Here is a 21066-nt window from a genome sequence, read left to right on the forward strand (position 1 = left end):
CGGCGGCCCGCTCACCGGCCCGCCGGACGCCGCCGCCGGCCGTCCGGCCCTCTCCCCCTTCGCCGGGCGCGACCGGGCCACCCTTGCGGGTTTTCGGCGCGCAAGCGGCTCTTACCGGGGATCCCGGGCATCGCTAGGTTCGGCGGCATGACCGTTCTCGCCCAGCTCAGCGATCTGCACCTCGACGGCGGGGGGCACCGCCTGGAACGTGCGCGGCGGGTGATGGAGCACCTGAACGCGATGCCGCTCGACGCCGTCCTCGTCACCGGCGACATCGCCGACCACGGCGATCCGGCCGAGTACGCGCAGGCGCGTAAGGTGCTGAGGTCGCCGCACCCGGTGCTGATGTGCCCCGGGAACCACGACGTGCGGGAGACCTACCGGGAGGCGCTGCTCGGCGAGGAGCCGGCCGGCGGGCCGATCAACCGGGTCGGGCGCGCCGGGGGCGTCCTGGTCGCGATGTGCGACTCGACCGTCCCCGGGAAGCACCACGGCCGGCTGGACGCGGCGACGCTCGCGTGGCTCGAGCGGGTGCTCGGCGGGGAGACCGGGCCGGCGGTCGTGTGCATGCACCACCCGCCCGCCCCGCTGGGGATCCCGTACGTGGACGAGATCCGGTCGTCCGGCGAGGACGGGCTCGCCGAACTGCTGGCGCGGCATCCGCGGGTCGTGGCCGTCCTGACCGGGCACGCGCACACCGCGGCGGCGACGGCGTTCGCCGGGCGCCCCCTCGCGGTGGCGCCCGGCGTCGCGTCCACGCTGCGGCTGCCCGCCGAGCGCGCCGAGGTGATCGACCCCGCCGCGCCGCCGGGCGCGGCCCTGCACGTCCTCGACGGCGGGCGCCTCACCACCCACTTCCGGACGTTCTAGCGCCGCGTCGTCCAGTTGCGGGTGATCTCGTCGGCGGCGTCGCGGACGAGGACGCGGTAGCGGTCGACGGCCTCGGGGGTGAAGCGGTGGCGGGGGCCGCAGACGCTGATCGCGCCGTGCACCTCGCCGTCCGGGCCGAACAGCGGCGCCGCGACCGAGCCGGCGTCGGCCTGGCGTTCCCCGAGGGAGACCGCGACGCCCTCGCGGGCGGCCTCGGCGAGGCGGTCGCGCAGGACCGCCCCGTCGGTGACCGTGCGGTCGGTGAGGGCGGCGAGGGGGCGGCCGAGGATCGCCTCGCGCCGCTCCTCGGGCAGGAACGCCAGGATCACCCGGCTCGACGACCCCGCGTGCAGCGGGAACCGGCGCCCGACCTCGACCGTCATCTTGACCTCGTACGGGCTCTCGAACTGGTCGAGGTAGACCCGCTCGTCGCCGACGAGCCCCGACAGCGTCGTCGTCTCGCCCGTCTCGTCCCGCAGCCTGCGCAGCGCGGGCGCCGCGGCGTTGCGGATGTTGAAGCGGCGGAGCGCGCTCACGCCCAGCGCGACGGCGGCGGGGCCGAGCCGGTACCGGGCGGTGCCCGGGTCGGTCTCCAGCATCTCCCGCGACAGCAGCGACTGCAGGATGCGGTGCACCACGGCCTTGGAGATGCCGAGCTCCCGGCTGATCGCGCTGACGCCGAGGTACTCGGGCCCGCCGGCGAACAGCAGCAGGACGTCGGCGACGCGCCCCGCCACCTCGGTGCCGCCGGCGGGCGGTGCGGCGGTCTGGTTGGTCACGCGAAGATCCTAGGGAACCTCATCGGCCGCGCGGGACGTACCGGCCGACGGGGTCGCCGACGACCTTTCCGCCCGTGTAGACGCGGTTGCCGCGGACGAACGTGTCGGTGACCTTCGCCGACATCGCGAAGCCCTCGAACGGCGTGTACTCCTGGGTGGACTCGGAGTCGGCGGCGCGGACCGTCCAGGACGCGTCGGGGTCGACGAGGACGATGTCGGCGTCGAAGCCCTCCGCGATCGCGCCCTTGCCGACCAGGCCGTACCGGCGGGCCGGGTTCCACGAGGTGAGACGCGCGACCTGCTGGAGGGACAGGCCCCGCTTGGTGCCCTCGCCGACGAGGCCGGGCAGCAGGTACTCGGCGCCGCCGAAGCCGGACTTGGCGAGGAAGATGTCGTCGCGGTCGGCGCCGAACTTCATCTCGTCGCGGCAGCAGGCGTGGTCGCTGACCACCCAGTCGACCTCGCCCGCCAGGACGTGCCGCCAGAGGGCCTCGACGTCGTCGCGGTCGCGCAGCGGCGGGTTGACCTTGCCGCCGAGGCCGTGCGCGGTGTCGACGTCGGCGAGCAGGTGCCCGATGGTGACCTCGCGGCGGAAGTCGACGTGCGGGAAGGCGGCCTTCATGGTGAGGGCGGCCGACAGCGCCTTCTCCGACGACAGGTGCAGCAGGTTGATGTTCGGCAGGCCCGTCTCGTGCGCGAGGTAGGACGCGATCGTGACCGCGAGGCCCTCGGAGTGCGGCGGGCGGGACGCGCTGTAGGCGCGCAGGCCGGTGAGGGAGCCGTCCTGCTCGACGAGCTTGGTGTACGCCGTCATGATCTCGGCGGTCTCGCAGTGCAGCGAGAGGGAGATGTGGTCGGCGTAGTCGGACAGCTCCTCGCGGGCCTTCTGGATCCCGCGCATGACGAACTCGAAGTGCGCGATGTCGTAGCGCTCGTCCGGCGGCGTCATCAGGAAGTCGCTCTGGCCGGTGGAGCGGCCGTGCAGCCCGTGGCTGCCGTAGAACATGAAGATCTTGAAGGAGGTGACGCCGTGCTCCTCGACGAGGTAGGGGATCTCGTCGATGTGCTGCGCCATCATCGGCGCCAGGTGGAACGCGTAGTCGACGTAGGCGTTGCCCTGCGAGGCCGCCAGCACCTCGGGGAAGAACTCGCGGTAGGGGCCGCCCTTGTTCAGGTAGTACTGGCCGGTCCGCATGTAGGTCAGCGACGTGGTGACGCCGCCCTGCGCGCTCGCGCGGCTCTCGGTGCGGGTGTCGGTGGCCAGCTCGTTGTAGATGCCCCAGTGCTGGTGGGCGTCCACCACGCCGGGGAACGCCAGCAGGCCGCCGCCGTCGACCACGGTCGCGGCGTCGTCGTCCGGCAGGTCCGGGGCGAGGCGGACGATCTTGCCGTCGTTGACGGCGATGTCCAGAGCCTCGGGCTCGGTGCCGTCGGCGGCGTCGGGACGGACCACCCGCACGTTCTTGATCAGCAGTTCGGTCGTGGCCATCTCATTCTCCTTCGGTGTGCGGGGTGGGAGCGGTGCGCCCGCGCGCGGCGGCGCCGGCCGCCAGGTACGCGAGCCCGAACGCGGGCAGCAGGCCGTTGCCGGGCAGGTAGCCGGCGGCGCCGTGCCCGGAGATCCCGGCCGCCGCGCCGCCCGACGCGTACAGGCCCGGGACGGGGGTGCCGTCCGGACGGACGACGGCCGCGTCCTCGTTCACGATGAGGCCGCCCTGGGTGTGGAACAGGGCCGGGACGACGCGGACGGCGGCGTACGGGGGTTCGAGCGGGCGCTCCCAGTTCGTGCGCCCGTGCGCGTCGGGGGTCTCGCCGCGCGCGACGGCGGCCGTGCGGGCGATCTCGTCGGCGAGGGCGTCCGCGGGGAGGCCCGCGGCTTCGGCGAGCCCCGCCGCGTCGTCGGCCCACACCAGCACGCCCGACTCGACGGTGTCGCGGAAGTCCTGGAACGCGCTGCACTGGTCGTGGACGGTCTTGTCGAGGACGATCCAGCCGGTGGCGCCCGGCCGGGCGGCGAGTTCGGCGGCGTACTCGGAGTAGCCGCGGGTCTCGTTGCCGAACCGGCGCCCGCCGGCGTCCACGATGAACCCGCCGTGGATGATCGTCGCCCAGCCGACGAGGGTGCCCGCGCCGGGCGCGACGGCCCCGTGGCCCTGGTAGGCGTCCAGGTAGCCGGTGGCCGCGCCGAGGCCGCCGCCGATCCGCAACGCGTCCCCGCGCGAGTGCTCGCCGCCGTGGTAGAGGGCGCCCGCGATCTCCGGGAGGTGCTCGGCCACGAGGTCGCGGTCGGCGCCGAACCCGTTGGTCGCGAGCAGCACCGCACGGGTCGGGATCTCCTCGCGCGTCCCGTCCGGGTACTGGACGACCGCCGCGCGGACGGCGCCGTCCGGGCCGGTCGCGACGTCGGCGAGGCGGGCCGGGACGAGCAGGTCGATGCCCGGGTGCGCGCGGACGCGGCGGGCCAGGTGGTCGATCACGGTGGAGCCGTGCCGTCCGGGGACGGAGTGGCAGCGCGGGACCGCGTGGCCCGGGTAGTTGAAGTCGGTGACCAGCGACAGCGGCAGCTCCACCGAGTCGGCGAGCCACTCGACGAGCGGCGCGCTGACGTCGGCGAGGGTGCGGGCGAGCCGCGCGTCGGCCGTCCCGCCGGTTTTGGCGTCGATGTCGGCGACGAACCGGTCCGGGGAGTCGTCGATGCCCGCGTCCCGCTGCCAGCGCGAGCCGGCGCCGGGGAACATCGCGGTCGACATCGAGGTGTTGTTGCCGCGCCGGAAGTGCTCGTCGGCCTCGACCACGAGCACGTCGAGGCCGAGTTCGGCGGCGCGCAGGGCTCCGGCGAGGCCGCCGCCGGCACCCGCGACGACGAGGTCGGGTCCGTCGCTCATGCGTCCTTCTTTCCGGTGACCGCCGCGTCCGCCTCGGCGCGGGCGACGAGGAGCCGCAGCGCGAGGGCCGTCGGGTCGACGACGGCGGCGGCCAGGGCCGCGTCCTCGACGTCCACGGCCGAGCAGCCGTTGATCACCGCGGTCGCCCCGGCCTCCGCCAGGACGGCGACGGCGTCGCCGAGCGCGGCGTTCCACGCGGCCGTGTCGGCGATCGCGTCGAACGGCAGCGCGAGGATCGCGATCCCGGCGAGGTTCCCGGCGAGGCCGTAGGCCCGCAGGCGCCGGTCCAGCTCCGCGGCGATCGCCTCGTTCCGCACCACCGCACCGAACCGGACGTTCAGCGCAGAGAGGTGCATACTACTCAGCTTGAGCAGGCCGTTCACCGGCACGCCGCCGCCCGGGGCCGCCGCGCCGTCCGGGACGGCCGGGTCGAGCACGCAGTCGGGGAAGGCGAGGTCGAAGCCGTCCCCCGCCTCGGCGAGGGCGGCCGCCACCGCGCTCTCGGACGCCCGCACGGCCGCCTCGTCCTCCAGCGACGGGGGCGCGGCGGGGCCGACGTCGCGCAGCTCGACCGTCAGGCCGGGCGGGGCCAGCCGGTCGTAGCGGGCCTGCCGCCGCCGGACCTCGTCCGGCGGCAGATGGATCGGCGTCACCGCGAGGGCGCGCATCCGCTCATCTCCTCACTTCACTTCTCGGTGCCGTCGGGCGCGCCGGCGAGCCCGCGCAGGGGCGCGCCGACGCGCGGCAGGGCGGGCAGGTCGCGGGCGAACCCGGCGGCCCGGTCGATCAGCGCGGACCCGCCGGGCAGCCACCGGTGCAGCAGCCGCACGACGTCGCGCTCGTCCAGGGGGCGGTGGTCGGCGTCCCCGACGGGGTTCGGCGCCTCGCGGACGATCCGCGTGCCGTCGTCCAGCTCGACGGTGACGCGGGCGGGGCGCTCGTCGGGGAGGCGCGCGGTCAGATCGTCGGCGGCCACCACCCGGACGCGGCGGGCGAGCCCGCGCAGCGCCGGGTCGGCGAGCCGGTCCGGGCCGGACGCGCCGGGGCCGACCTCGCCGTCGAGCAGCGCGGCGGCGACGGCGAACGGGGTGGAGAACATCGCCGACAGCCGGTTGTCCCACTCGGCGGACGCGAGGCCCGCGCCGAGCGCGTGCGTCTCCACCAGGACCGCCGCGACGCGGGACGGGTCGAGGTCGCCGCGCAGGTCGAGGGCGGCGTCGGCGGCCGGATGGGTGAACGAGCAGGACGCGTGCCGCTTGAAGTAGCCGCGGGTCACGTCCCAGCGCTCGCCGAGCCCGCCGGTCAGTTCGCCGGGGTCGAGCTCGCCGAGCAGGTCGCCGAGCGTCAGGGCGGCCGTGCCGGTGTTGCGGGCGATCCCGGCCGCCGCCATGCGGGCCGCCGCGAGGCCCGCAACGTTCGACGCGCCCATCCACGCGTTCCGCACCGGGTTCCCGTCGGTCGCGGACGCGAAGTGCCCGGCGATCGGCATGCCCGCGCCCGCGTCGATCGCGGCCGCCGCCGCGCCCGCGTCCAGGCCGAGCAGCCGCGCGCAGCCGGCGGCGGCGCCCGCCACGCCCCAGTTGCCGTGCGGGTGGGCGCCCGCGCGGAGCCGGGCGGCGCGGCCGAACCGGGCGGCGACCTCGTAGGCCGCCAGCAGCGCGGCGGCCGTGTCGGCGCCGGACGCGTCCCGTTCGGCGGCCAGCGCCAGGACGGCCGGGAAGCCGTGCGCCGCCGGATGCCCCTTGGCGTACTTGTTGCCCTCGTCCAGTTCGAGCGCGACCAGCGCGTTCGCGTTCAGCCAGGCGGCGGCGTCCACGGTCGCCGACCGGCCGCCGCCGATCAGCGGGGCGGGCCCGTCGGGGGCGTTCCAGGCGGCGCGCAGCGCCCGCTGCTCGTCCAGCGCGGCGCCCAGCGCGGTGACGCCCAGCGTGTCGAGCAGGACGAGCGACAGCCGCGCCGCGACCGGCGCCGGGACGTCCGCGACGTCGAGCCCGGCGACCCACTCCCCCAGCCGCGCGGTGCCCTCCCGCGCGCGGGCCTTGGTGTCCGTGCCCTGACCGGTGTTCACGTCCGTCACAGCCCCAGGTACGCCTTCCGGACCTCGGCCGAGCCGGCCAGCTCGGCGCCGGTGCCGTGCAGGACGGTGGCGCCGCTCTCCATCACGTACGCGCGGTCGGCGATGCCGAGCGCCTGCTTGGCGTTCTGCTCCACCAGCAGGACCGCGACGCCGGTGTCGCGGATGCGCTTGACCGCGTCGAGCATCGTCCACGTCAGCTTCGGCGACAGGCCCGTGGACGGCTCGTCCAGCATGAGCAGCCGGGGGCGGGCCATCAGCGCGCGGGCGATCGCGAGCATCTGCTGCTGGCCGCCGCTGAAGGTCTGCGCGACCTGGTGGCGCCGCTCGGCCAGGACGGGGAAGAGGTCGAACACCTCGCGCATGGACTCCTCGCACTCCTCGGAGGTGCGGGTCCAGGCGCCCATGCGGAGGTTCTCCTCGACCGTGAGGGTGCCGAACAGGGCGCGGTCCTCGGGGACGTGCACGAGTCCGTCCCGGACGAGCTCGTCGGGGCGGCGCCCGAGGGTCGACTTCCCGTCGAACGTGATCGTCCCGGAGCCGGGGCGGAGCTGCCCGCAGACGGCGCGCAGGGTGGTGGTCTTGCCCGCGCCGTTCGCGCCGACGAGCGCGACGATCTCGCCCTCGTCCAGGCGCAGGTCGACGTCGTGCAGGATCTGCATGCGGCCGTAGCCGCAGCAGACCCGCTCAAGCTTCAGCATCGCCGGGCTCCTCTCCGAGGTACGCCTCGATCACGCGGGGGTCGGAGGTGACCTCCTCGGCCGACCCGGTGGCGAGCACCGTGCCCTGGTCGAGGACGAGGACGCGGTCCGACAGCCGCATCACCGCGGCCATGATGTGCTCGATGAACAGCAGGGTCGTGCCGTCCTTCTCGCGCAGGTCCGCCAGGAGGTCCAGGACGGGTTCGCGTTCGGACGGGACGAGCCCCGCGAGCACCTCGTCCAGGAGCAGCACGCGCGGCCTCATCGCGAGGGCGCGGGCGAGTTCGAGGCGCTTGAGCCCGGCCGTGGGCAGCTCGGTCGCGGGCCGGTGCGCCCAGTCGCCGAGGCCGACCCGCTCGGCGATCTCCATGGACGCGTCGCGGAGCCGGCGGGCGGACAGGCGCCGGTGCTGGGCGGCGAGGGCGACGTTCTCCTGCACGGTCATGCTCGCGAACGGCCGCATGAGCTGGAACGTCCGGACCATGCCGGCGCGGGCGATGCGGTGCGGCTTCGCGCCGGTGATGTCCGCGCCGCTCAGCTTGACGCTGCCGGTGTCGGGCGCGAGGGCGCCGCACACGACGTTGAACAGGGTGGTCTTGCCGGCGCCGTTGGGGCCGATGATGCCGAGGATCTCGCCCTGCTCCACGCGGAAGTCCACGTCGGAGAGGGCCCGCAGGCCCCGGAAGTCCTTGCCGACGCCGGTCGCCTCGAGAATGGTCATCGTCTCCTCCTCGCCGAGATCTTCGAGGTCAGCGTGCCGACGATGCCCTTGGGCAGCACCCGGACGATCACGATCAGCAGGACCGCGTACAGCGCGACGTCGAGGCCGCTGCGGCCCTGCAGGAAGCTCAGGAACTCCGGCGGGGTGCGCAGCAGCGTCGCGGTGACGTCGGACAGGGAGCCGACGATGACCGCGCCGACGACCGGGCCCCAGATCGTCCCGATCCCGCCGATCACGACGGTGGCGATCGCCTGGACCGACACCGACGAGCCGAACGCCAGCTCGGGGTTCACGAACAGGTAGTACTGCGTGTAGAACGCCCCGGCGACCGCGGTGATCGCGGCGGACAGCGCCACGGTGATCAGCTTGTAGCGCATGACGGGGGTGCCGAGGGACGCGGCCGCCAGTTCGTCGTCGCGGATCGCGGTGACGTACCGCCCGGTCCGCGAGTGCAGGAACAGGATGCTGACCAGCGCGGCGACGCCGGCGAGGGCGAGCGCGACCCAGAAGTAGGCGGGCGAGTCCGCGGGGAACTGGATCTTCCACAGCGAGGAGCCGTCGATCAGCGGGATCGAGAACCCGACGGCCTTGTTGGTGAACTCGCTGGTGGTGACGATGAGCCGCAGCATCTCGGCGAACGCGAACGTCGCCAGCGCGAAGTAGGCGCCCTGCAGCTTGTACCGGAACGCGAAGTAGCCGATGACCACCGCGGCGGTCGCGGCGACGGCCATTCCCGCGAGCATCCCGATCCAGGGCGAGACGCCGTGGTTCACCAGCAGGTAGGCGCTGGTGTAGGCGCCGAGGCCGAAGAACGCGGCGTGCCCGAAGCTGAACATGCCGCCGAAGCCGCTCATGGTGTTCCAGCCGATCGCCATGATCGCGAAGATCAGGATGCGGACGGCGACGGCGCCCTGCGCGGACGGCAGCAGCAGCGGCAGCGGGATCGCGGCGAGCAGCAGCACCCCGAGCACGGCGAGCTGCCGGTACTGCGGCCGCAGCGGCGGCGCCTTGGCGGAGCGGGCGGCGGCCGCGTCCCGCCCCCCGGTGATGGTGATGCCGGTCATGCGCGCCTCCCGAACAGACCCTGGGGCCGCAGGAACAGCACGACCAGGAAGACGGCGAACACGCCGAGCAGCGAGCTCTGGCCGTCCATGTAGATCGTGGTGAGCTGCTCGACGAGCCCGATGAGCAGGCCGCCGACGAGCGCGCCCGCGACGTTGCCCATGCCGCCGAGCACCACCACGACGAACGCGGTGATGTTGAACTGCTCGCCGAGCGTGGGCGTCACGGTGACGAGCGGCGCGGCCAGGACGGCGGCGGCGCCGGCGCAGGCCGTCCCGATCGCGAACGTGAGGGTGTGGATGCGCCGGACGTTCAGCCCGACGAGCTCCGCGCCCTGCCCGTTCGCGGCGACCGCGCGGATCGCCGTCCCGAACCGGGTGCGGCGCAGCAGCCAGAACAGCAGCCCGCCGATGAGCAGCGCCCCGAGGAACGCGTACAGCCGGCCCCCGGCGACGACCGCGCCGAAGAGGGAGAACTGGAAGTCGCCGGGCAGCGAGACGTTCTTGGGCTCGGCGCCGAAGAACATCAGCAGGCCGTTCTCCAGCAGCAGCGAGAGCCCGAGGGTGATCAGCAGCTGGTTCTCCAGCGACGCGCCGCCCGTCCCGGACAGCAGGCCGCGGTGGACCGCGGCGCCGATGAGGAAGAGCGCCGGCACCGCCACCAGCAGCGTGAGGTAGGGGTGGAGCCCGGTGCCCTGGACGACGCCGAACGCGATGAACATCGCGATGGCCAGCAGGGCGCCGTGCGCGAAGTTGACGATGTCCAGCACGCCGAAGATCAGCGTGAGGCCCATCGCGATGAGCCCGTACAGCCCGCCCATCAGCAGGCCGGTGACGACCGACTGCCAGACGACCAGGCCGCTGCCGGACTTGAGCAGCGCGATCGCGATCGCGACCGCCGCCAGTCCGCCGACGACGCCGGCGCGCCGCAGCAGGGCGCCGGTCCCGTCGGAGCGGGCGAGGCGCCGGAGCGCCGATGCCGATTCGGGGGTTGCGGGGTTCAGGGCGGGTGCCGCCCCGCCGTTCTTGATGTCGCTCATGACCGCCACGTCACCGAGTAGTTGGGCTCGGCCTCGGCCTTCTCCTGCGGATAGACCTGCACGACCTTGCCGTTCTGCACCTGCATGAGAACCGGGAGGGCGTTCTCGTTGTCTCCGTTGGGGGCGAAGGAGATCGGGCCGGACCCGACCGTGAGGGGCTCGACCTCAGAGGCCGCGATGGCGTCGCGGACCTTCTCCGGGTCGGTTCCGCCCGCGCGCTCGACGCCCGCCGCGATCACCTGGACCGCGTCGTAGGCGAGGACCGCGCCCGTGCGCATGGGGGCGCCGTAGCGCCGCTCGTACTCGGCGCGCAGCTTCCGCGTCTCCCGGTCCTGCGCGTCGAAGTGGTAGTTGGTGCTGAAGTACCGCTCGCCGAGGGCGCCGACGTCGGTGACGAACTTGGGCTGGTCGAACGCGCCGTTCGAGACGCCCCAGACGGCGTTCAGGTCCGGCTTGACCGCGTTGATCGCCTTCGCGGCGAGCAGCCCGTCGCGGTAGTAGCCGGCGACCGCCAGCACGTCCGCGCCGGACGCCTTGACCTGCGTGACCTGCGCGGTGAGGTCGGAGACGGTCGCCGCGTCGTAGCTGATGACCGGGTCGACCTCGATCCCGAGGCCCTCGGCCGCGGCGGCGAACGCCTCGGCGGCGCCGCTGCCGAAGTCGCTCTGCTCGTGCAGGAACGCGACCTTCTTCACCGGCTCGCCGGCCTGCTCCGAGACCTCCTTGAGGTACTTCGCGGCGGCCACCGAGATGACCTCGCTGCCGGGCTGCACGCGGAACGAGTGGTCGTAGCCGTGCGCGAAGATCTCGTCGGACGCGGTGACGTCCATGACGAACGGGACCTCGTTGCGCTCGGCGACGACCGCGACGTTCGTGCTGACGGCGCTCTGGTAGGTGCCGACGAGCCCGACGGCGCCCTCGGAGATCACCCGCTGGGCCTCGCTCTGGCCGACCTCGGCCTTGCCCTGGGTGTCCCCGGTGACCAGTTCGACATTGCGGCCGCCGAGGGACTTGATCCCCCCGTTCGCGTTGATCGCCTCCACCGCCATCCGGGCGCCGCGCCGCATCTGCTGGCCGTCGACCGCGTAGGCGCCGCTGACCGGATGCAGCGCACCGATCTTGACGGGTCCCCGGTCGCGTCCGGCCGCCGCTCCGGCGGCGCCGGAAGGCGCCGAGCCGCCGCAGCCCGCGGCGGCCAGCAGGACCGCGCAGGCGCCGAGCCCGGCGACGAGCTTTCGAGCCGACATTCACCTCTCCCGCCCAACGTGTCCGGCGCCGTTCGCCCCCCGCGATCTTTCTTGTTCCGCTTGGAGAAACGCCGGACAACCGATGCGTCATGGTGGCACCCGTCACGCAATCGGGTCAATATCTAGGTGAAACTTGACTGAACTCGATGGCCGGTGCCAACTTGTGAGCATCGGAACCGAGGGTCATCTCGATCGCACATCGACTATCGTTCCTCTAAGCGAAACACACCGGAAACAATCCGACCGAAGGCGGTAGCCCATGACCGACGCCCTGTCCGGAGTCCGCGTGCTCGACGCGGCCACGCTCTTCGCCGGGCCGCTCGCGGCGACGCTGCTCGCCGACTTCGGGGCCGAGGTCGTCAAGATCGAGCACCCGAAGGGCGACCCCGTGCGCAGCCACGGCGCGCAGCGCGACGGCGTCGGGCTGTGGTGGAAGATGCTCGGCCGCAACAAGAAGGCGGTCACGCTCTACCTCGGGTCCCCCGAGGGGCAGGAGCTGTTCCGCCGGCTCGCCGCCGACGCCGACGTGGTGATCGAGAACTTCCGGCCCGGGACGCTGGAGCGGTGGGGCCTGGGCTACGACGAGCTGAAGAAGATCAACCCCGGGCTCGTGCTGGCCCGCGTCACGGGATTCGGGCAGACCGGCCCGTACGCGCGGCGGCCCGGGTTCGGGACGCTCGCCGAGGCGATGAGCGGGTTCGCCGCGATCACCGGTGAGCCGGACGGGCCGCCGACGCTGCCGCCGTTCGGCCTCGCCGACGGAATCGCCGCCCTGACCACAGCGTATGCGGTGATGACGGCGCTTCGGGCGCGCGAGGCCACCGGCGAGGGCCAGGTCGTCGACCTGGCGATCATCGAGCCGATCCTCACCCTGCTCGGTCCGCAGATCATCACCTACGACCAGCTCGGCGAGCTGCAGGCCCGCACCGGCAACCGGTCGCACAACAACGCGCCGCGCAACACCTACCGCACCCGCGACGGCGGCTGGGTCGCGATCTCCACCAGCGCCCAGTCGATCGCCGAGCGGGTGATGCGCCTCGTCGGACGCCCCGAGTTCATCGACGAGCCGTGGTTCGCGTCCGGCGCCGAGCGCGCGAAGCACGCGGACGAGCTGGACGAGGCCGTCGGCTCGTGGATCGCCGAACGCGACCGCGACGAGGTCGTCCGGGCGTTCGAGGAGGCCGAGGCCGCCGTCGCGCCGATCTACACCGCCGCCGACGTGATGACCGACCCGCAGTTCGACGCGCTCGGCACCATCGCGACCGTCCCCGACGACGAGCTCGGCCCGGTGAAGATGCAGAACGTGCTGTTCCGGCTGTCGCGGACGCCCGGCCGCATCGAGTCGGCGGGCCCGCCGCTCGGCGCGCACACCGCCGAGATCCTCGGCCGCTACGGGGTCGGCGAGGCGGAGCTGGACGAGCTGCGCGCGAAGGGCGTCGTCAGGTGACGCCCCGCACGTGGCTGTACGTGCCCGGCGACCGGCCCGACCGCGTCGCCAAGGCCCTCGGCTCCGCCGCCGACACGGTGATCCTCGACCTCGAGGACGCCGTGGCGCCCGCCGCGAAGGCGGACGCGCGCCGCACCGTCGTCGGCGTCCTCGCCGAGGGCCGCCCGGCGTACGTCCGGATCAACGCGCCCGGGACCGCCGACGGCGACGCGGACGTCCGGGCCCTCGCCGCGTCGCCCGGCGCGCTCGCGGGCGTCCGCATCCCCAAGTGCGAGGACCCGGACGGGCTGCGCCGCGTCGCCGACGCCCTCGGGGCGCCCGTCCTGCCCGTCGTCGAGTCGGCCCTCGGCGTCGAGCGGGCGTTCGCGCTCGCCACCGCGCACCCGCTGGTCGCGGGCATCTCGCTCGGCGAGGCCGACCTGTCGGCCGACCTGCGGGCGGGCGGGGACGCGCTCGCGTGGCCGCGCTCCCGGATCGTCGTGGCGGCCCGCGCCGCCGGGCTGCCGAGCCCGCCGCAGAGCGTCTGGACGGCCGTCCGCGACCTGGACGGCCTGGCCGCCGACACCCGCGCCGGGCAGCGCGCCGGATTCTTCGGCCGGTCGGTGATCCACCCCGCGCAGATCCCCGTCGTGCACGAGGCGTGCGCGCCCGACCCGGCGGACGTCGCCTGGGCGCGCGACCTGACCGGCCGCCTCGCCGAGCGCGGCGACGCGCCGGACGCGGACGCCGCGTGGCTCGACGCGGACGGCCGGTTCGTCGACAAGGCCGTCGTGGAACGCGCCTTCGCCATTCTCGAGGCCGCGAAAGCCGCCGCCGGAACAGCCCCCAAGGAAGGAACACGTCCATGAGCTCCCCCGACCCGCTGCTCGCCGCGGTCGCCGGCGGCGTCCGGCTGATCGAGCTGGGCCAGCCGTTCTTCACCGGCATGCCGTGCTCGCCGAACCACCCCGGCTTCCGGATGACGCTGATCCGGCGGCACGGCGACATGATGCGCCCCGACGGCGGCTCCGCCGCCAACGAGATCATCGTGACCGGCGGGCACGTCGGCACCCACATCGACGCGCTGTCGCACGTCAGCCACGACGGCGAGCTGCACGGCGGGATCGACGCGGCGGAGGCGCAGCGCGGCGGCGCCTTCACCAGCCACGGCGCCGAGAACCTGCCCGGCCTGCTGCGCCGCGGCGTGCTGCTGGACGTCGCCGCCGTGCACGGCGTGGACGTCCTGCCGCCCGGCTACGGCGTGACCGCCGAGGACCTCGACCTGGCCGCGAAGCGGGCGGGCGCCGAGCCCGGCGCGGGCGACGTCGCGCTGATCCGCACCGGATGGGCGCGCAACTTCGGCGACACCACCGCCTACCTGGGCAAGGAGACCGGCGTGCCCGGCGCGACGCCCGAGGCGGCCCGCTGGCTCGCCGACCGCCGGATCGTCGCGACCGGCGCCGACACCACCGCCTACGAGCAGATCGCGGCGGGCGCGGGCCACGCCGTCCTGCCCGTCCACCGGGTCCTGCTCGTCGAGTCGGGCATCTTCATCATGGAGCACCTGAACCTGGAGGCCCTGGCCGCCGAGGGACGGCACGAGTTCGTGTTCGTGCTGGCCCCGCTGCGGATCAAGGGCGGCACCGGCTCCCCGGTGCGGCCGCTCGCCGCGGTCTCCGCGGGGACGGCGCCGCGCGGGGAGGAGTCGGCGTGACCACGACGCGGACCGCGGCGACGCCCGTCCAGCGGCTCGCCGCCCTCGCCGACCGCGTGCGGGCCGAGGGCCTGCCCGCCGAACTGCGCGACGACGCCGCCCGCCGGGTGCTGGACGCGCTCGGCAACAGCCTCGCCGCCACCGGGGAGCCCCCGGCCCGCGCCGTCGGGCAGCTCGTCGCCGAGTGGGGCGGCGCGGGCCGCGCCACCGGGATCGGCACCGCCGCCCGGCTGCCCGAGCCGAGCGCCGCGCTGCTCAACGGCACCCTCGCGCACTCCCTCGACTTCGACGACACCCACCTGCCGTCGGTGCTGCACCCGTCGGCGTCCGTCGTGCCCGCCGCGCTCGCCGCCGCCGAGGCGCACGGCGCGTCCGGCGCGCGGCTGCTCGACGCGATCGCCGTCGGCGTCGAGATCACCGTCCGGATCGGCATGGCCGGGTACGACCGGGAGCTCGGCAACTCGGTGTTCTTCGAGCGCGGCCAGCACGCCACGGCCATCTGCGGGGCCGTCGGCGCCGCCGCGTCCGCCGCGATGCTGTCCGGCCTGGACGCCGCCGGGATCGCCGACGCGATGGGCATCGCCGCCAGCATGGGGTCGGGGATCCTGGAGGCCAACCGCACCGGCGGCACCGTCAAGCGGGTGCACTGCGGCTGGGCGGCGCACGCCGCCGTGACCGCCGCCGGGCTCGCCCGCGCCGGCCTCACCGGCCCGCCGACCGTCCTGGAGGGGCGGTTCGGGCTGCTGCAGGCGTTCTGCGGCGACCGGGTCGACCTCGACGCGCTCACCGACCGGCTCGGGGAGCACTGGGAACTGCCGGGGATCTTCTTCAAGCCGTACCCGTGCAACCACTTCACCCACGCGGGCGTCGACGCCGCGCTGGCGCTGCGCGCGCGGGGGCTCGACCCGTCCGACGTCGACGGGATCGAGCTGGGCGCCCCCGCGCCGGTGCTCCGCACGATCGGCGAACCCCACGAGGACAAGATCCGTCCGAAGTCCGGGTACCACGCGGCGTTCTCCGGCCCGTACACGGTCGCGGCGGCGCTGCTCGGCGGCGGCGGGCTCGGCGTCTTCCACGAGGACTTCACCGACGAGGCCGCCGCCGACCCGGCGCGGCTCGCCCTGGCGGCGAAGGTGCGGTGCGTCCCCGACCCGCGCTGCGACGAGATCTTCCCGCACCAGTTCCCCGCGGTGCTGCGCGTCCGCACCCGCGGCGGCGCCGTCCTGGAGGAGCGCGTCGACGCCAACCGCGGCGGCCCCGGCAACCCGCTGTCGGCCGACGAGCTGGCGACGAAGTTTCGGCTGAACGCGTCCCGGGCCGTCCCGGCCGAGCGCGCCGGGCGGATCACCGAGCTCGTCTACGGGCTCGCCCGCCTGGACGACCTCACCCCGCTGACGTCGCTGCTGGCGTGACCGGGCGGACGGCGTCCACGCCGTCCGCCGGGATCCGCGCGGCGGTCCAGCCGGACCGGTCGGCCGCGTAGAACGACGCGCCGTCCGGCCCGGCCGGGCCGTCGGGCACCGGGCGCATCCCGAGCCGCTCCGCGACCCGCACCGACACCGCGCTGTCCGGGTCGATCTCGGCGGCGACGCGGCGCAGCCCCACCACGCCGAACGCGTAGTCGAGCACCGCGCGGGACGCCTCGGCGGCCAGGCCCTCGCCCCACCGCTCCGGCTCCAGGCTGTAGACGATCTCGACGCCGGCGCCCGGCCCGTCCCGGCCGGTCAGCCCCGCGACGCCGATCAGCGGCTCGTCCGCCGGCCGCGCGGGGCGCAGCGTCCACAGCCCGTAGCCGAGCGCGGCGAAGTCCCGCCGGCTCGCCGCGATGATCTCGGTGACCTGCACGGCCGACACCGCCGCGTCGCCGAACAGGTGGCGGCGGACCGGCGGCCGCGTCCAGTGCGCCAGCAGCGGCCGGTGGTCGCGCATGCTGACCGGTCGCAGCGCCAGCCGCTCGGTGCGCAGCAGTTCACGCATGCCCGTCCCCGTCCTGCGGCCACTCCGGCGCGGGCTCCCCCTCCGGCACCCCGACCCGGAACACGCGCAGCTGCATCGCCAGCGCCGTGTAGTACCCGACGAGCGTGACCAGCTCGACCACCGCGGAGCGGCCGAGCGTCGCGACCGCCTCGGCGTACACCGCGTCCGACACGTCCTGCTCGGCGGCGAGCTGCCGCACCGCCTCGTACACCACCCGCTCCCGGACGTCGCCGAGCATCGGCGCGCGCCCCTCGCGCAGGGCGTCGATCTCCTCCTGGTCCAGTCCCGCGCGCAGCCCGATCCGCTCGTGCGCGTACCACTCGAAGTCCGAGCGCAGGTGCGCCGCGACGACCAGCGTCGCGATCTCCCGCTCCCGCTTGGTGAACGCGGTGCGGAACCGCAGCGCGGCGCCGAGGTCCTGCAGGGGGAGGCCGACCGACGGGCTGTACAGCATCGCGTTGAACGGGCCGAGCAGCCGCCCGTCCTCGTCGGTCAAGCGGAACGCGGGCGACCGGCCGGAGCGCGGCCCGCCCGTCACCGCCTCGTACACGGCCCGCTGCTCGTCGGCGAGCGCGCCGGGCGGCAGCAGGGGCAGCCGCGACGCGGACGGCTCGCGGCGCTGGCGGTCGGCGACGTGCTCACCGCTCACGGGGTCGATCACGTACCGCACGGTAGGCGGTCGGCGCGGGCCGCTCAAGACCCGTCCGCAATATGGAACCGTGACGCGGTGCCGACCTGTCGATCACGGCAGGGGCCCGCGCTGGCAGGATGGACGGGTGACCGGCATCTACGACGACCCCTGGGCCTACGAGCTGGCGTGCTCGTTCCGCGACGTCGCCGCGGAGGTCGACGTCCTGCTCGCGTGGTGCGCCCGGCACCGCGCGCCGGGGGCCCCGCCCGTCCGGACCGTCCTGGAGCTCGCCGCCGGGCCCGCCGAGCACGCCCGCGGGTTCGCCCGGCGCGGCCTCGCCGCGACCGCGCTCGACCTGAACGCCGCGATGTGCGGGTACGCGGCGAAGTCGGCCGCGCGGGACGGCGTCGGCCTCGACGTCGTCCGCGCCGACATGACCGCGTTCGACCTGGGCCGCCGGTTCGACCTCGTCGTCACCATGCTCGACTCGACGTCGCACCTGATGACGCTCGACGCGTTCGTCGCGCACCTGCGCCGCGTCGCCGCCCACCTGGCGCCCGGCGGCCTGTACATCGTCGAGATGTCGCACCCCCGGGACCGGCTGGGCGACGACGACCCGAGCGTCGGCACCGCGTGGACGGTCGAGCGCGACGGCGTGCGCGCGTCCGTCCGGTGGGGCGAGCCCGGCGACCGGCTCGACCCCGTCACCCAGATCGCCGACGACCGCGTCACGGTGGCGATCGAGGAGCCGGGCGGCGCCCGCACCGTCCGCGACGTCGTCCCCTACCGGTTCTGGACGGCCGGGGAGCTCGACGCCGCGATCCGCCTCGCGGGCGGCCTCACGGCCGTCGCGCGGTACGGCGACTTCGGGGACGGCGCGGACGCGGTCGCCCTCACCGACCCCGAAGCCTGGCGCATGATCACGATCCTGCGGGCCGGTCAGCCCGCGGGCGCCCAGCCGGGCATCGGGTAGCCGGCGAGCAACTCGCGGATCTCGGCCGCGACCCGCTCGACGACCGCGTCCGCGTCGTCCTTCGCCACGGCCTGCACGACCTCGTCGAGCCACGCCGCGACCTGCGGCATCCGCTCCTCGGTGAGGCCGCGCGTGGTGATCGCGGCGGTGCCGAGGCGCAGCCCCGACGGGTCGAACGGCTTGCGCGGGTCGAACGGGACGGCGTTGTGGTTCAGTTCGATGCCCGCCCGGTCGAGGGCCTTCGCCGCGGGCTTGCCCGCGACGCCCTTGTTCGTCAGGTCGATCAGGATCAGGTGGTTGTCGGTGCCGCCGGACACCAGGTCGTACCCGCGCTCGACCAGCGCGGCGGCGAGCGCCTTCGCGTTCGCGACGATCTGCCGGGCGTAGCCGGCGAAGCCGGGCTGCGCGGCCTCCCGCAGCGCGACCGCGATCGCCGCCGTCGTGTGGTTGTGCGGGCCGCCCTGCAGCCCCGGGAAGACGGCCTTGTCGATCGCCTTCGCGTGCTCGGCCGTCGACATGACCATCGCGCCCCGCGGTCCCCGCAGCGTCTTGTGCGTGGTCGTGGTGACGACGTCGGCGTGCCCGACCGGCGAGGGGTGCGCGCCGCCCGCGATCAGCCCCGCGATGTGCGCGACGTCCGCCGCCAGCACCGCGCCGGCCTCCCGGGCGATCTCCGCGAACGCCGGGAAGTCGATCGTCCGGGGCACGGCCGTCCCGCCGCACCAGATCAGCTTCGGCCGCTCCTTCAGGGCGAGGTCGCGCACCTGGTCCATGTCGATCCGCCCGGTGTCGGCCCGCACCTCGTACCGGACGGGCCGGAACCAGGCGCCGGTCGCCGACACCGACCAGCCGTGCGTCAGGTGGCCGCCCATCGGCAGCGACAGGCCCATCACCGTGTCGCCCGGCCGCAGGAACGCCATGTACACGGCGAGGTTCGCGGGCGACCCGGAGTACGGCTGGACGTTCGCGTGCTCGACGCCGAACAGCGACTTCGCCCGGTCGACCGCCAGTTCCTCCAGCGGGTCGATGTTCTGCTGGCCCTCGTAGTAGCGGCGGCCCGCATAGCCCTCGGAGTACTTGTTCGTCAGGACGGACCCGGTAGCCTCGAGCACCGCGGGCGAGACGTAGTTCTCGGACGCGATCAGCCGGATCTTCTCGAACTGGCGGCGCGCCTCGTCCTCGACGAGCCGGGCGATGTCGGGGTCGCTGCCGCGCAGATGGGGTACGGCGGGTTCGTGCATGTCGCTCTCCGCGCTGTCGGCCGGGGCGGCAGGGCGCCCCGGTGAAGGGGGCCCGAACACCCAGGCGCGCGGTGCGCGGACTACGGTCGCTCCCCGGTGGTCGTCTCCACCTTGACTGCGCCAGTCGCGTGGACGTCATCATACCGACCGGCCCGCCGGCGCGGCGCGGGCACCGACACGACGGCGAGCCCGCCGAGCAGCAGCGCCGTCCCGGCGGCCACCGGGCCGGACATGGACTCGCCCAGCACGAGCACGGCGAGGACGACCGCGACCAGCGGCTCCACGAGGCTCAGGGTCCCCGCGGTCGCGGCGCCGACCCGTCCCAGCCCGGTGACGAAGCACATGTAGGCCACCGCCGTCGCCGCGACGCCCAGCCAGCCGACCAGCGCCGCCGCGCGCGGCTCCGCGAGCGCCGGCAGGGCCGCGATCGTCCAGGGCGCCAGGACCGCCCCGCCGGCCAGCAGCGTCACCGACACGGCCGCCGCCGTGCCCGCGCCGCTCCCGGCCATCCGCTTGGCCGCGACCGTGTAGACGCCGAAGCAGCACCCCGCCGCCAGGCTCAGCGCGACGCCCGCCGGGTCGACGCGCACCGCGCCCTGCGGCAGCGCCAGCAGGGCGACACCGCCGACCGCGCACGCCGTCCCGGCCCACCAGCCGCGCCCCGGGCGGGCACCGAGCACCAGCCGCTCGCACACCCCCGTCGACACCGGCACCAGCCCGAACACCACGGCCGTCGCGACGGCCGCGCCGGTCCGGTCCACCGCGCTGAAGAACGCCGCCTGGAAGGTCCCGGTGGCCGCCGCGGCCGCGAGCACCGGCCGCCACGCGTCCCGCCGGACCGCGAACGCACCGCGATCGGCCACGAGGGTGAACAGGGCCAGGATCGCCCCGCCGAACAGGATCCGCGCGCCCCCGACCGCCACGGGGCTCGCGTCCGCCGCCGCGAGCACCTGCGCCGGCCCGACCGTCCCCCACAGGACGCCCGCGGCCAGCACCGGCAACGTCCCCGACATGCCATTCCACCGGTACATGCGGACGAAGCTAGAAGCTCATACGGCGATAGCGCACAGCGACCAGTCATTCATTCGGTTGTGCCATCACCGTCCGCTACCTATTCGGCGAGATCCCCACCCGGTCGCCGTCACGCGTACGACGTTCGGCGCGCACGCTCGCCAGCCGCCGGAAGTTCGGACTGCTCGACGGGCTGGACGTAGTCGTAGACCACGGTGGTGCGCACGTCCACGAACTCCTTGCGCCGCGCCAGCCGGTCGAGCACGAAGTCGCGCAGGTACGCGGTGCTGGGCACCGCCACGTGGACGAGCAGGTCCTCGTTCCCGGTCACGACGAACACCCCGACCGCCTCGGGCATCGCCGCCATCCCGTCCCGCGCGGACTCGATCGCCTCCCGCGACTGCGGCCGGATCCGGATCGAGATGAGCGCCTGCACGCCCCGGCCGAGCCGCTCCAGGTCGGCCGCCGCGTGGACCCCGGTGATGACGCCCCGCGAGCGCAGCGCCCGCGTCCGCTCGAGCGCCGTCGACGGCGCGACCCCCACCGCCTCGGCGAGCTCCCGGTTCGTCTGCCGTCCGTCCCGCTGCAGGCGCCGCAGGATCGCCTGGTCGACCGCGTCCATGTCGCATCCCTCGTTCCCTGGTCCGATGCCGAACCCTCGCACGCGCATCCACGCCCGAGAGCCGTTGCCCCCGAAGAATATTCGGCCCCCGCC

Annotated in this window: 20 protein-coding genes, 1 pseudogene and 1 riboswitch; of the genes and pseudogenes, 6 read left to right on the forward strand and 15 right to left on the reverse strand. The window is 74.8% G+C overall.

The window, feature by feature from the left end; all coding sequences use genetic code 11:
• The first annotated feature begins 147 nt into the window (after positions 1–147).
• Complete coding sequence (locus DMH08_RS04735; RefSeq protein WP_125611948.1) at positions 148–870, forward strand: metallophosphoesterase; 723 nt, start codon at positions 148–150, stop codon at positions 868–870.
• Here DMH08_RS04735 and DMH08_RS04740 read toward each other — a convergent pair.
• From DMH08_RS04740 to DMH08_RS04785, 10 genes are read right to left on the reverse strand one after another with little or no spacing between them, the layout of a single operon-like run.
• A complete protein-coding gene (locus DMH08_RS04740; protein ID WP_125611950.1) occupies positions 867–1649 on the reverse strand; it encodes an IclR family transcriptional regulator in 783 nt (260 codons plus the stop codon). The genes DMH08_RS04735 and DMH08_RS04740 overlap by 4 nt on opposite strands.
• Before the next feature lie 19 nt (positions 1650–1668).
• On the reverse strand, positions 1669–3138 hold the full coding sequence (locus DMH08_RS04745; protein WP_125611952.1) for a dihydroorotase: 1470 nt from the start codon (positions 3136–3138) through the stop codon (positions 1669–1671).
• Between the two features lies 1 nt (position 3139).
• Positions 3140–4534, reverse strand: coding sequence for an FAD-dependent oxidoreductase (locus DMH08_RS04750; RefSeq protein ID WP_125611954.1), 1395 nt, complete (start codon positions 4532–4534; stop codon positions 3140–3142).
• The gene (locus tag DMH08_RS04755) at positions 4531–5202 is read right to left on the reverse strand and encodes an aspartate/glutamate racemase family protein (RefSeq protein WP_051301604.1); all 672 of its coding nucleotides are present in this window, start codon (positions 5200–5202) and stop codon (positions 4531–4533) included. The genes DMH08_RS04750 and DMH08_RS04755 overlap by 4 nt, the downstream gene beginning before the upstream one ends.
• A gap of 17 nt (positions 5203–5219) precedes the next feature.
• Positions 5220–6611: an MmgE/PrpD family protein gene (locus tag DMH08_RS04760; protein WP_199747620.1), complete on the reverse strand. Its 1392-nt coding sequence runs from the start codon at positions 6609–6611 to the stop codon at positions 5220–5222.
• On the reverse strand, positions 6608–7309 hold the full coding sequence (locus DMH08_RS04765; RefSeq protein WP_026406081.1) for an ABC transporter ATP-binding protein: 702 nt from the start codon (positions 7307–7309) through the stop codon (positions 6608–6610). Before DMH08_RS04765 ends, DMH08_RS04760 begins: the two co-directional genes overlap by 4 nt.
• Positions 7296–8030 (reverse strand): ABC transporter ATP-binding protein, encoded by a 735-nt coding sequence (locus DMH08_RS04770; protein WP_026406082.1) that lies wholly within the window; start codon positions 8028–8030, stop codon positions 7296–7298. The genes DMH08_RS04765 and DMH08_RS04770 overlap by 14 nt, the downstream gene beginning before the upstream one ends.
• The gene (locus DMH08_RS04775) at positions 8027–9094 is read right to left on the reverse strand and encodes a branched-chain amino acid ABC transporter permease (RefSeq protein WP_125611956.1); all 1068 of its coding nucleotides are present in this window, start codon (positions 9092–9094) and stop codon (positions 8027–8029) included. The genes DMH08_RS04770 and DMH08_RS04775 overlap by 4 nt, the downstream gene beginning before the upstream one ends.
• Entirely contained in the window at positions 9091–10131 is a 1041-nt protein-coding gene (locus DMH08_RS04780) for a branched-chain amino acid ABC transporter permease (protein ID WP_051301639.1), read from the reverse strand. Before DMH08_RS04780 ends, DMH08_RS04775 begins: the two co-directional genes overlap by 4 nt.
• Positions 10128–11378 (reverse strand): ABC transporter substrate-binding protein, encoded by a 1251-nt coding sequence (locus tag DMH08_RS04785; RefSeq protein WP_125611958.1) that lies wholly within the window; start codon positions 11376–11378, stop codon positions 10128–10130. The genes DMH08_RS04780 and DMH08_RS04785 overlap by 4 nt, the downstream gene beginning before the upstream one ends.
• A gap of 259 nt (positions 11379–11637) precedes the next feature.
• On the opposite strand from DMH08_RS04785, the gene DMH08_RS04790 reads away from it, so the two are divergent.
• From DMH08_RS04790 to DMH08_RS04805, 4 genes are read left to right on the forward strand one after another with little or no spacing between them, the layout of a single operon-like run.
• Positions 11638–12825, forward strand: a complete 1188-nt coding sequence (locus DMH08_RS04790) for a CaiB/BaiF CoA transferase family protein (RefSeq protein ID WP_125611960.1) — start codon at positions 11638–11640, stop codon at positions 12823–12825.
• Positions 12822–13673, forward strand: a complete 852-nt coding sequence (locus DMH08_RS04795) for an HpcH/HpaI aldolase/citrate lyase family protein (RefSeq protein ID WP_026406087.1) — start codon at positions 12822–12824, stop codon at positions 13671–13673. Before DMH08_RS04790 ends, DMH08_RS04795 begins: the two co-directional genes overlap by 4 nt.
• Entirely contained in the window at positions 13670–14518 is an 849-nt protein-coding gene (locus DMH08_RS04800; protein WP_125611962.1) for a cyclase family protein, read from the forward strand. Before DMH08_RS04795 ends, DMH08_RS04800 begins: the two co-directional genes overlap by 4 nt.
• Entirely contained in the window at positions 14515–15930 is a 1416-nt protein-coding gene (locus tag DMH08_RS04805) for an MmgE/PrpD family protein (RefSeq protein WP_125611964.1), read from the forward strand. The genes DMH08_RS04800 and DMH08_RS04805 overlap by 4 nt, the downstream gene beginning before the upstream one ends.
• On the opposite strand, the gene DMH08_RS04810 is transcribed toward DMH08_RS04805, so the two are convergent.
• The gene (locus DMH08_RS04810; protein ID WP_034521825.1) at positions 15902–16495 is read right to left on the reverse strand and encodes a GNAT family N-acetyltransferase; all 594 of its coding nucleotides are present in this window, start codon (positions 16493–16495) and stop codon (positions 15902–15904) included. The two genes, DMH08_RS04805 and DMH08_RS04810, sit on opposite strands and share 29 nt — an antisense overlap.
• Positions 16488–17156 carry a carboxymuconolactone decarboxylase family protein gene (locus DMH08_RS04815; RefSeq protein ID WP_051301640.1) on the reverse strand — a complete coding sequence of 223 codons (669 nt, stop codon included), beginning with the start codon at positions 17154–17156 and terminating at the stop codon, positions 16488–16490. Before DMH08_RS04815 ends, DMH08_RS04810 begins: the two co-directional genes overlap by 8 nt.
• Before the next feature lie 115 nt (positions 17157–17271).
• Between DMH08_RS04815 and DMH08_RS04820 the strand changes: the two genes are divergently transcribed.
• Positions 17272–18099 (forward strand): class I SAM-dependent methyltransferase, encoded by an 828-nt coding sequence (locus DMH08_RS04820; protein ID WP_026406091.1) that lies wholly within the window; start codon positions 17272–17274, stop codon positions 18097–18099.
• On the opposite strand, the gene glyA is transcribed toward DMH08_RS04820, so the two are convergent.
• The 3 genes and pseudogenes from glyA to DMH08_RS04835 form a co-directional block, all read right to left on the reverse strand.
• Positions 18066–19340 carry a serine hydroxymethyltransferase gene (glyA, locus tag DMH08_RS04825; RefSeq protein WP_026406092.1) on the reverse strand — a complete coding sequence of 425 codons (1275 nt, stop codon included), beginning with the start codon at positions 19338–19340 and terminating at the stop codon, positions 18066–18068. The genes DMH08_RS04820 and glyA overlap by 34 nt on opposite strands.
• Before the next feature lie 51 nt (positions 19341–19391).
• Positions 19392–19478, reverse strand: a riboswitch (ZMP/ZTP riboswitch).
• A 47-nt stretch (positions 19479–19525) separates the two neighbouring features.
• Positions 19526–20371, reverse strand: a pseudogene (locus DMH08_RS42745) (DMT family transporter); the annotation flags it as partial.
• 110 nt (positions 20372–20481) lie between these two features.
• A partial coding sequence (locus DMH08_RS04835; RefSeq protein WP_325052907.1) for an Lrp/AsnC family transcriptional regulator occupies positions 20482–21066 on the reverse strand: 585 nt, incomplete at its 5' end.

Source organism: Actinomadura sp. WAC 06369, assembly GCF_003947565.1.
GTDB classification, from domain to species: domain Bacteria; phylum Actinomycetota; class Actinomycetes; order Streptosporangiales; family Streptosporangiaceae; genus Spirillospora; species Spirillospora rifamycini.

Bases quoted from the DNA above. Each gene is read 5' to 3' on its own strand.
- DMH08_RS04735 (WP_125611948.1), top strand. From the start codon at position 148: ATGACCGTTCTCGCCCAGCTCAGCGATCTGCACCTCGACGGCGGGGGG.
- DMH08_RS04775 (WP_125611956.1), bottom strand. From the start codon at position 9,094: ATGACCGGCATCACCATCACCGGGGGGCGGGACGCGGCCGCCGCCCGC.
- DMH08_RS04790 (WP_125611960.1), top strand. From the start codon at position 11,638: ATGACCGACGCCCTGTCCGGAGTCCGCGTGCTCGACGCGGCCACGCTC.
- DMH08_RS04745 (WP_125611952.1), bottom strand. From the start codon at position 3,138: ATGGCCACGACCGAACTGCTGATCAAGAACGTGCGGGTGGTCCGTCCC.
- DMH08_RS04750 (WP_125611954.1), bottom strand. From the start codon at position 4,534: ATGAGCGACGGACCCGACCTCGTCGTCGCGGGTGCCGGCGGCGGCCTC.
- DMH08_RS04770 (WP_026406082.1), bottom strand. From the start codon at position 8,030: ATGACCATTCTCGAGGCGACCGGCGTCGGCAAGGACTTCCGGGGCCTG.
- DMH08_RS04765 (WP_026406081.1), bottom strand. From the start codon at position 7,309: ATGCTGAAGCTTGAGCGGGTCTGCTGCGGCTACGGCCGCATGCAGATC.
- glyA (WP_026406092.1), bottom strand. From the start codon at position 19,340: ATGCACGAACCCGCCGTACCCCATCTGCGCGGCAGCGACCCCGACATC.
- DMH08_RS04785 (WP_125611958.1), bottom strand. From the start codon at position 11,378: ATGTCGGCTCGAAAGCTCGTCGCCGGGCTCGGCGCCTGCGCGGTCCTG.
- DMH08_RS04755 (WP_051301604.1), bottom strand. From the start codon at position 5,202: ATGCGCGCCCTCGCGGTGACGCCGATCCATCTGCCGCCGGACGAGGTC.
- DMH08_RS04810 (WP_034521825.1), bottom strand. From the start codon at position 16,495: ATGCGTGAACTGCTGCGCACCGAGCGGCTGGCGCTGCGACCGGTCAGC.
- DMH08_RS04780 (WP_051301639.1), bottom strand. From the start codon at position 10,131: ATGAGCGACATCAAGAACGGCGGGGCGGCACCCGCCCTGAACCCCGCA.
- DMH08_RS04800 (WP_125611962.1), top strand. From the start codon at position 13,670: ATGAGCTCCCCCGACCCGCTGCTCGCCGCGGTCGCCGGCGGCGTCCGG.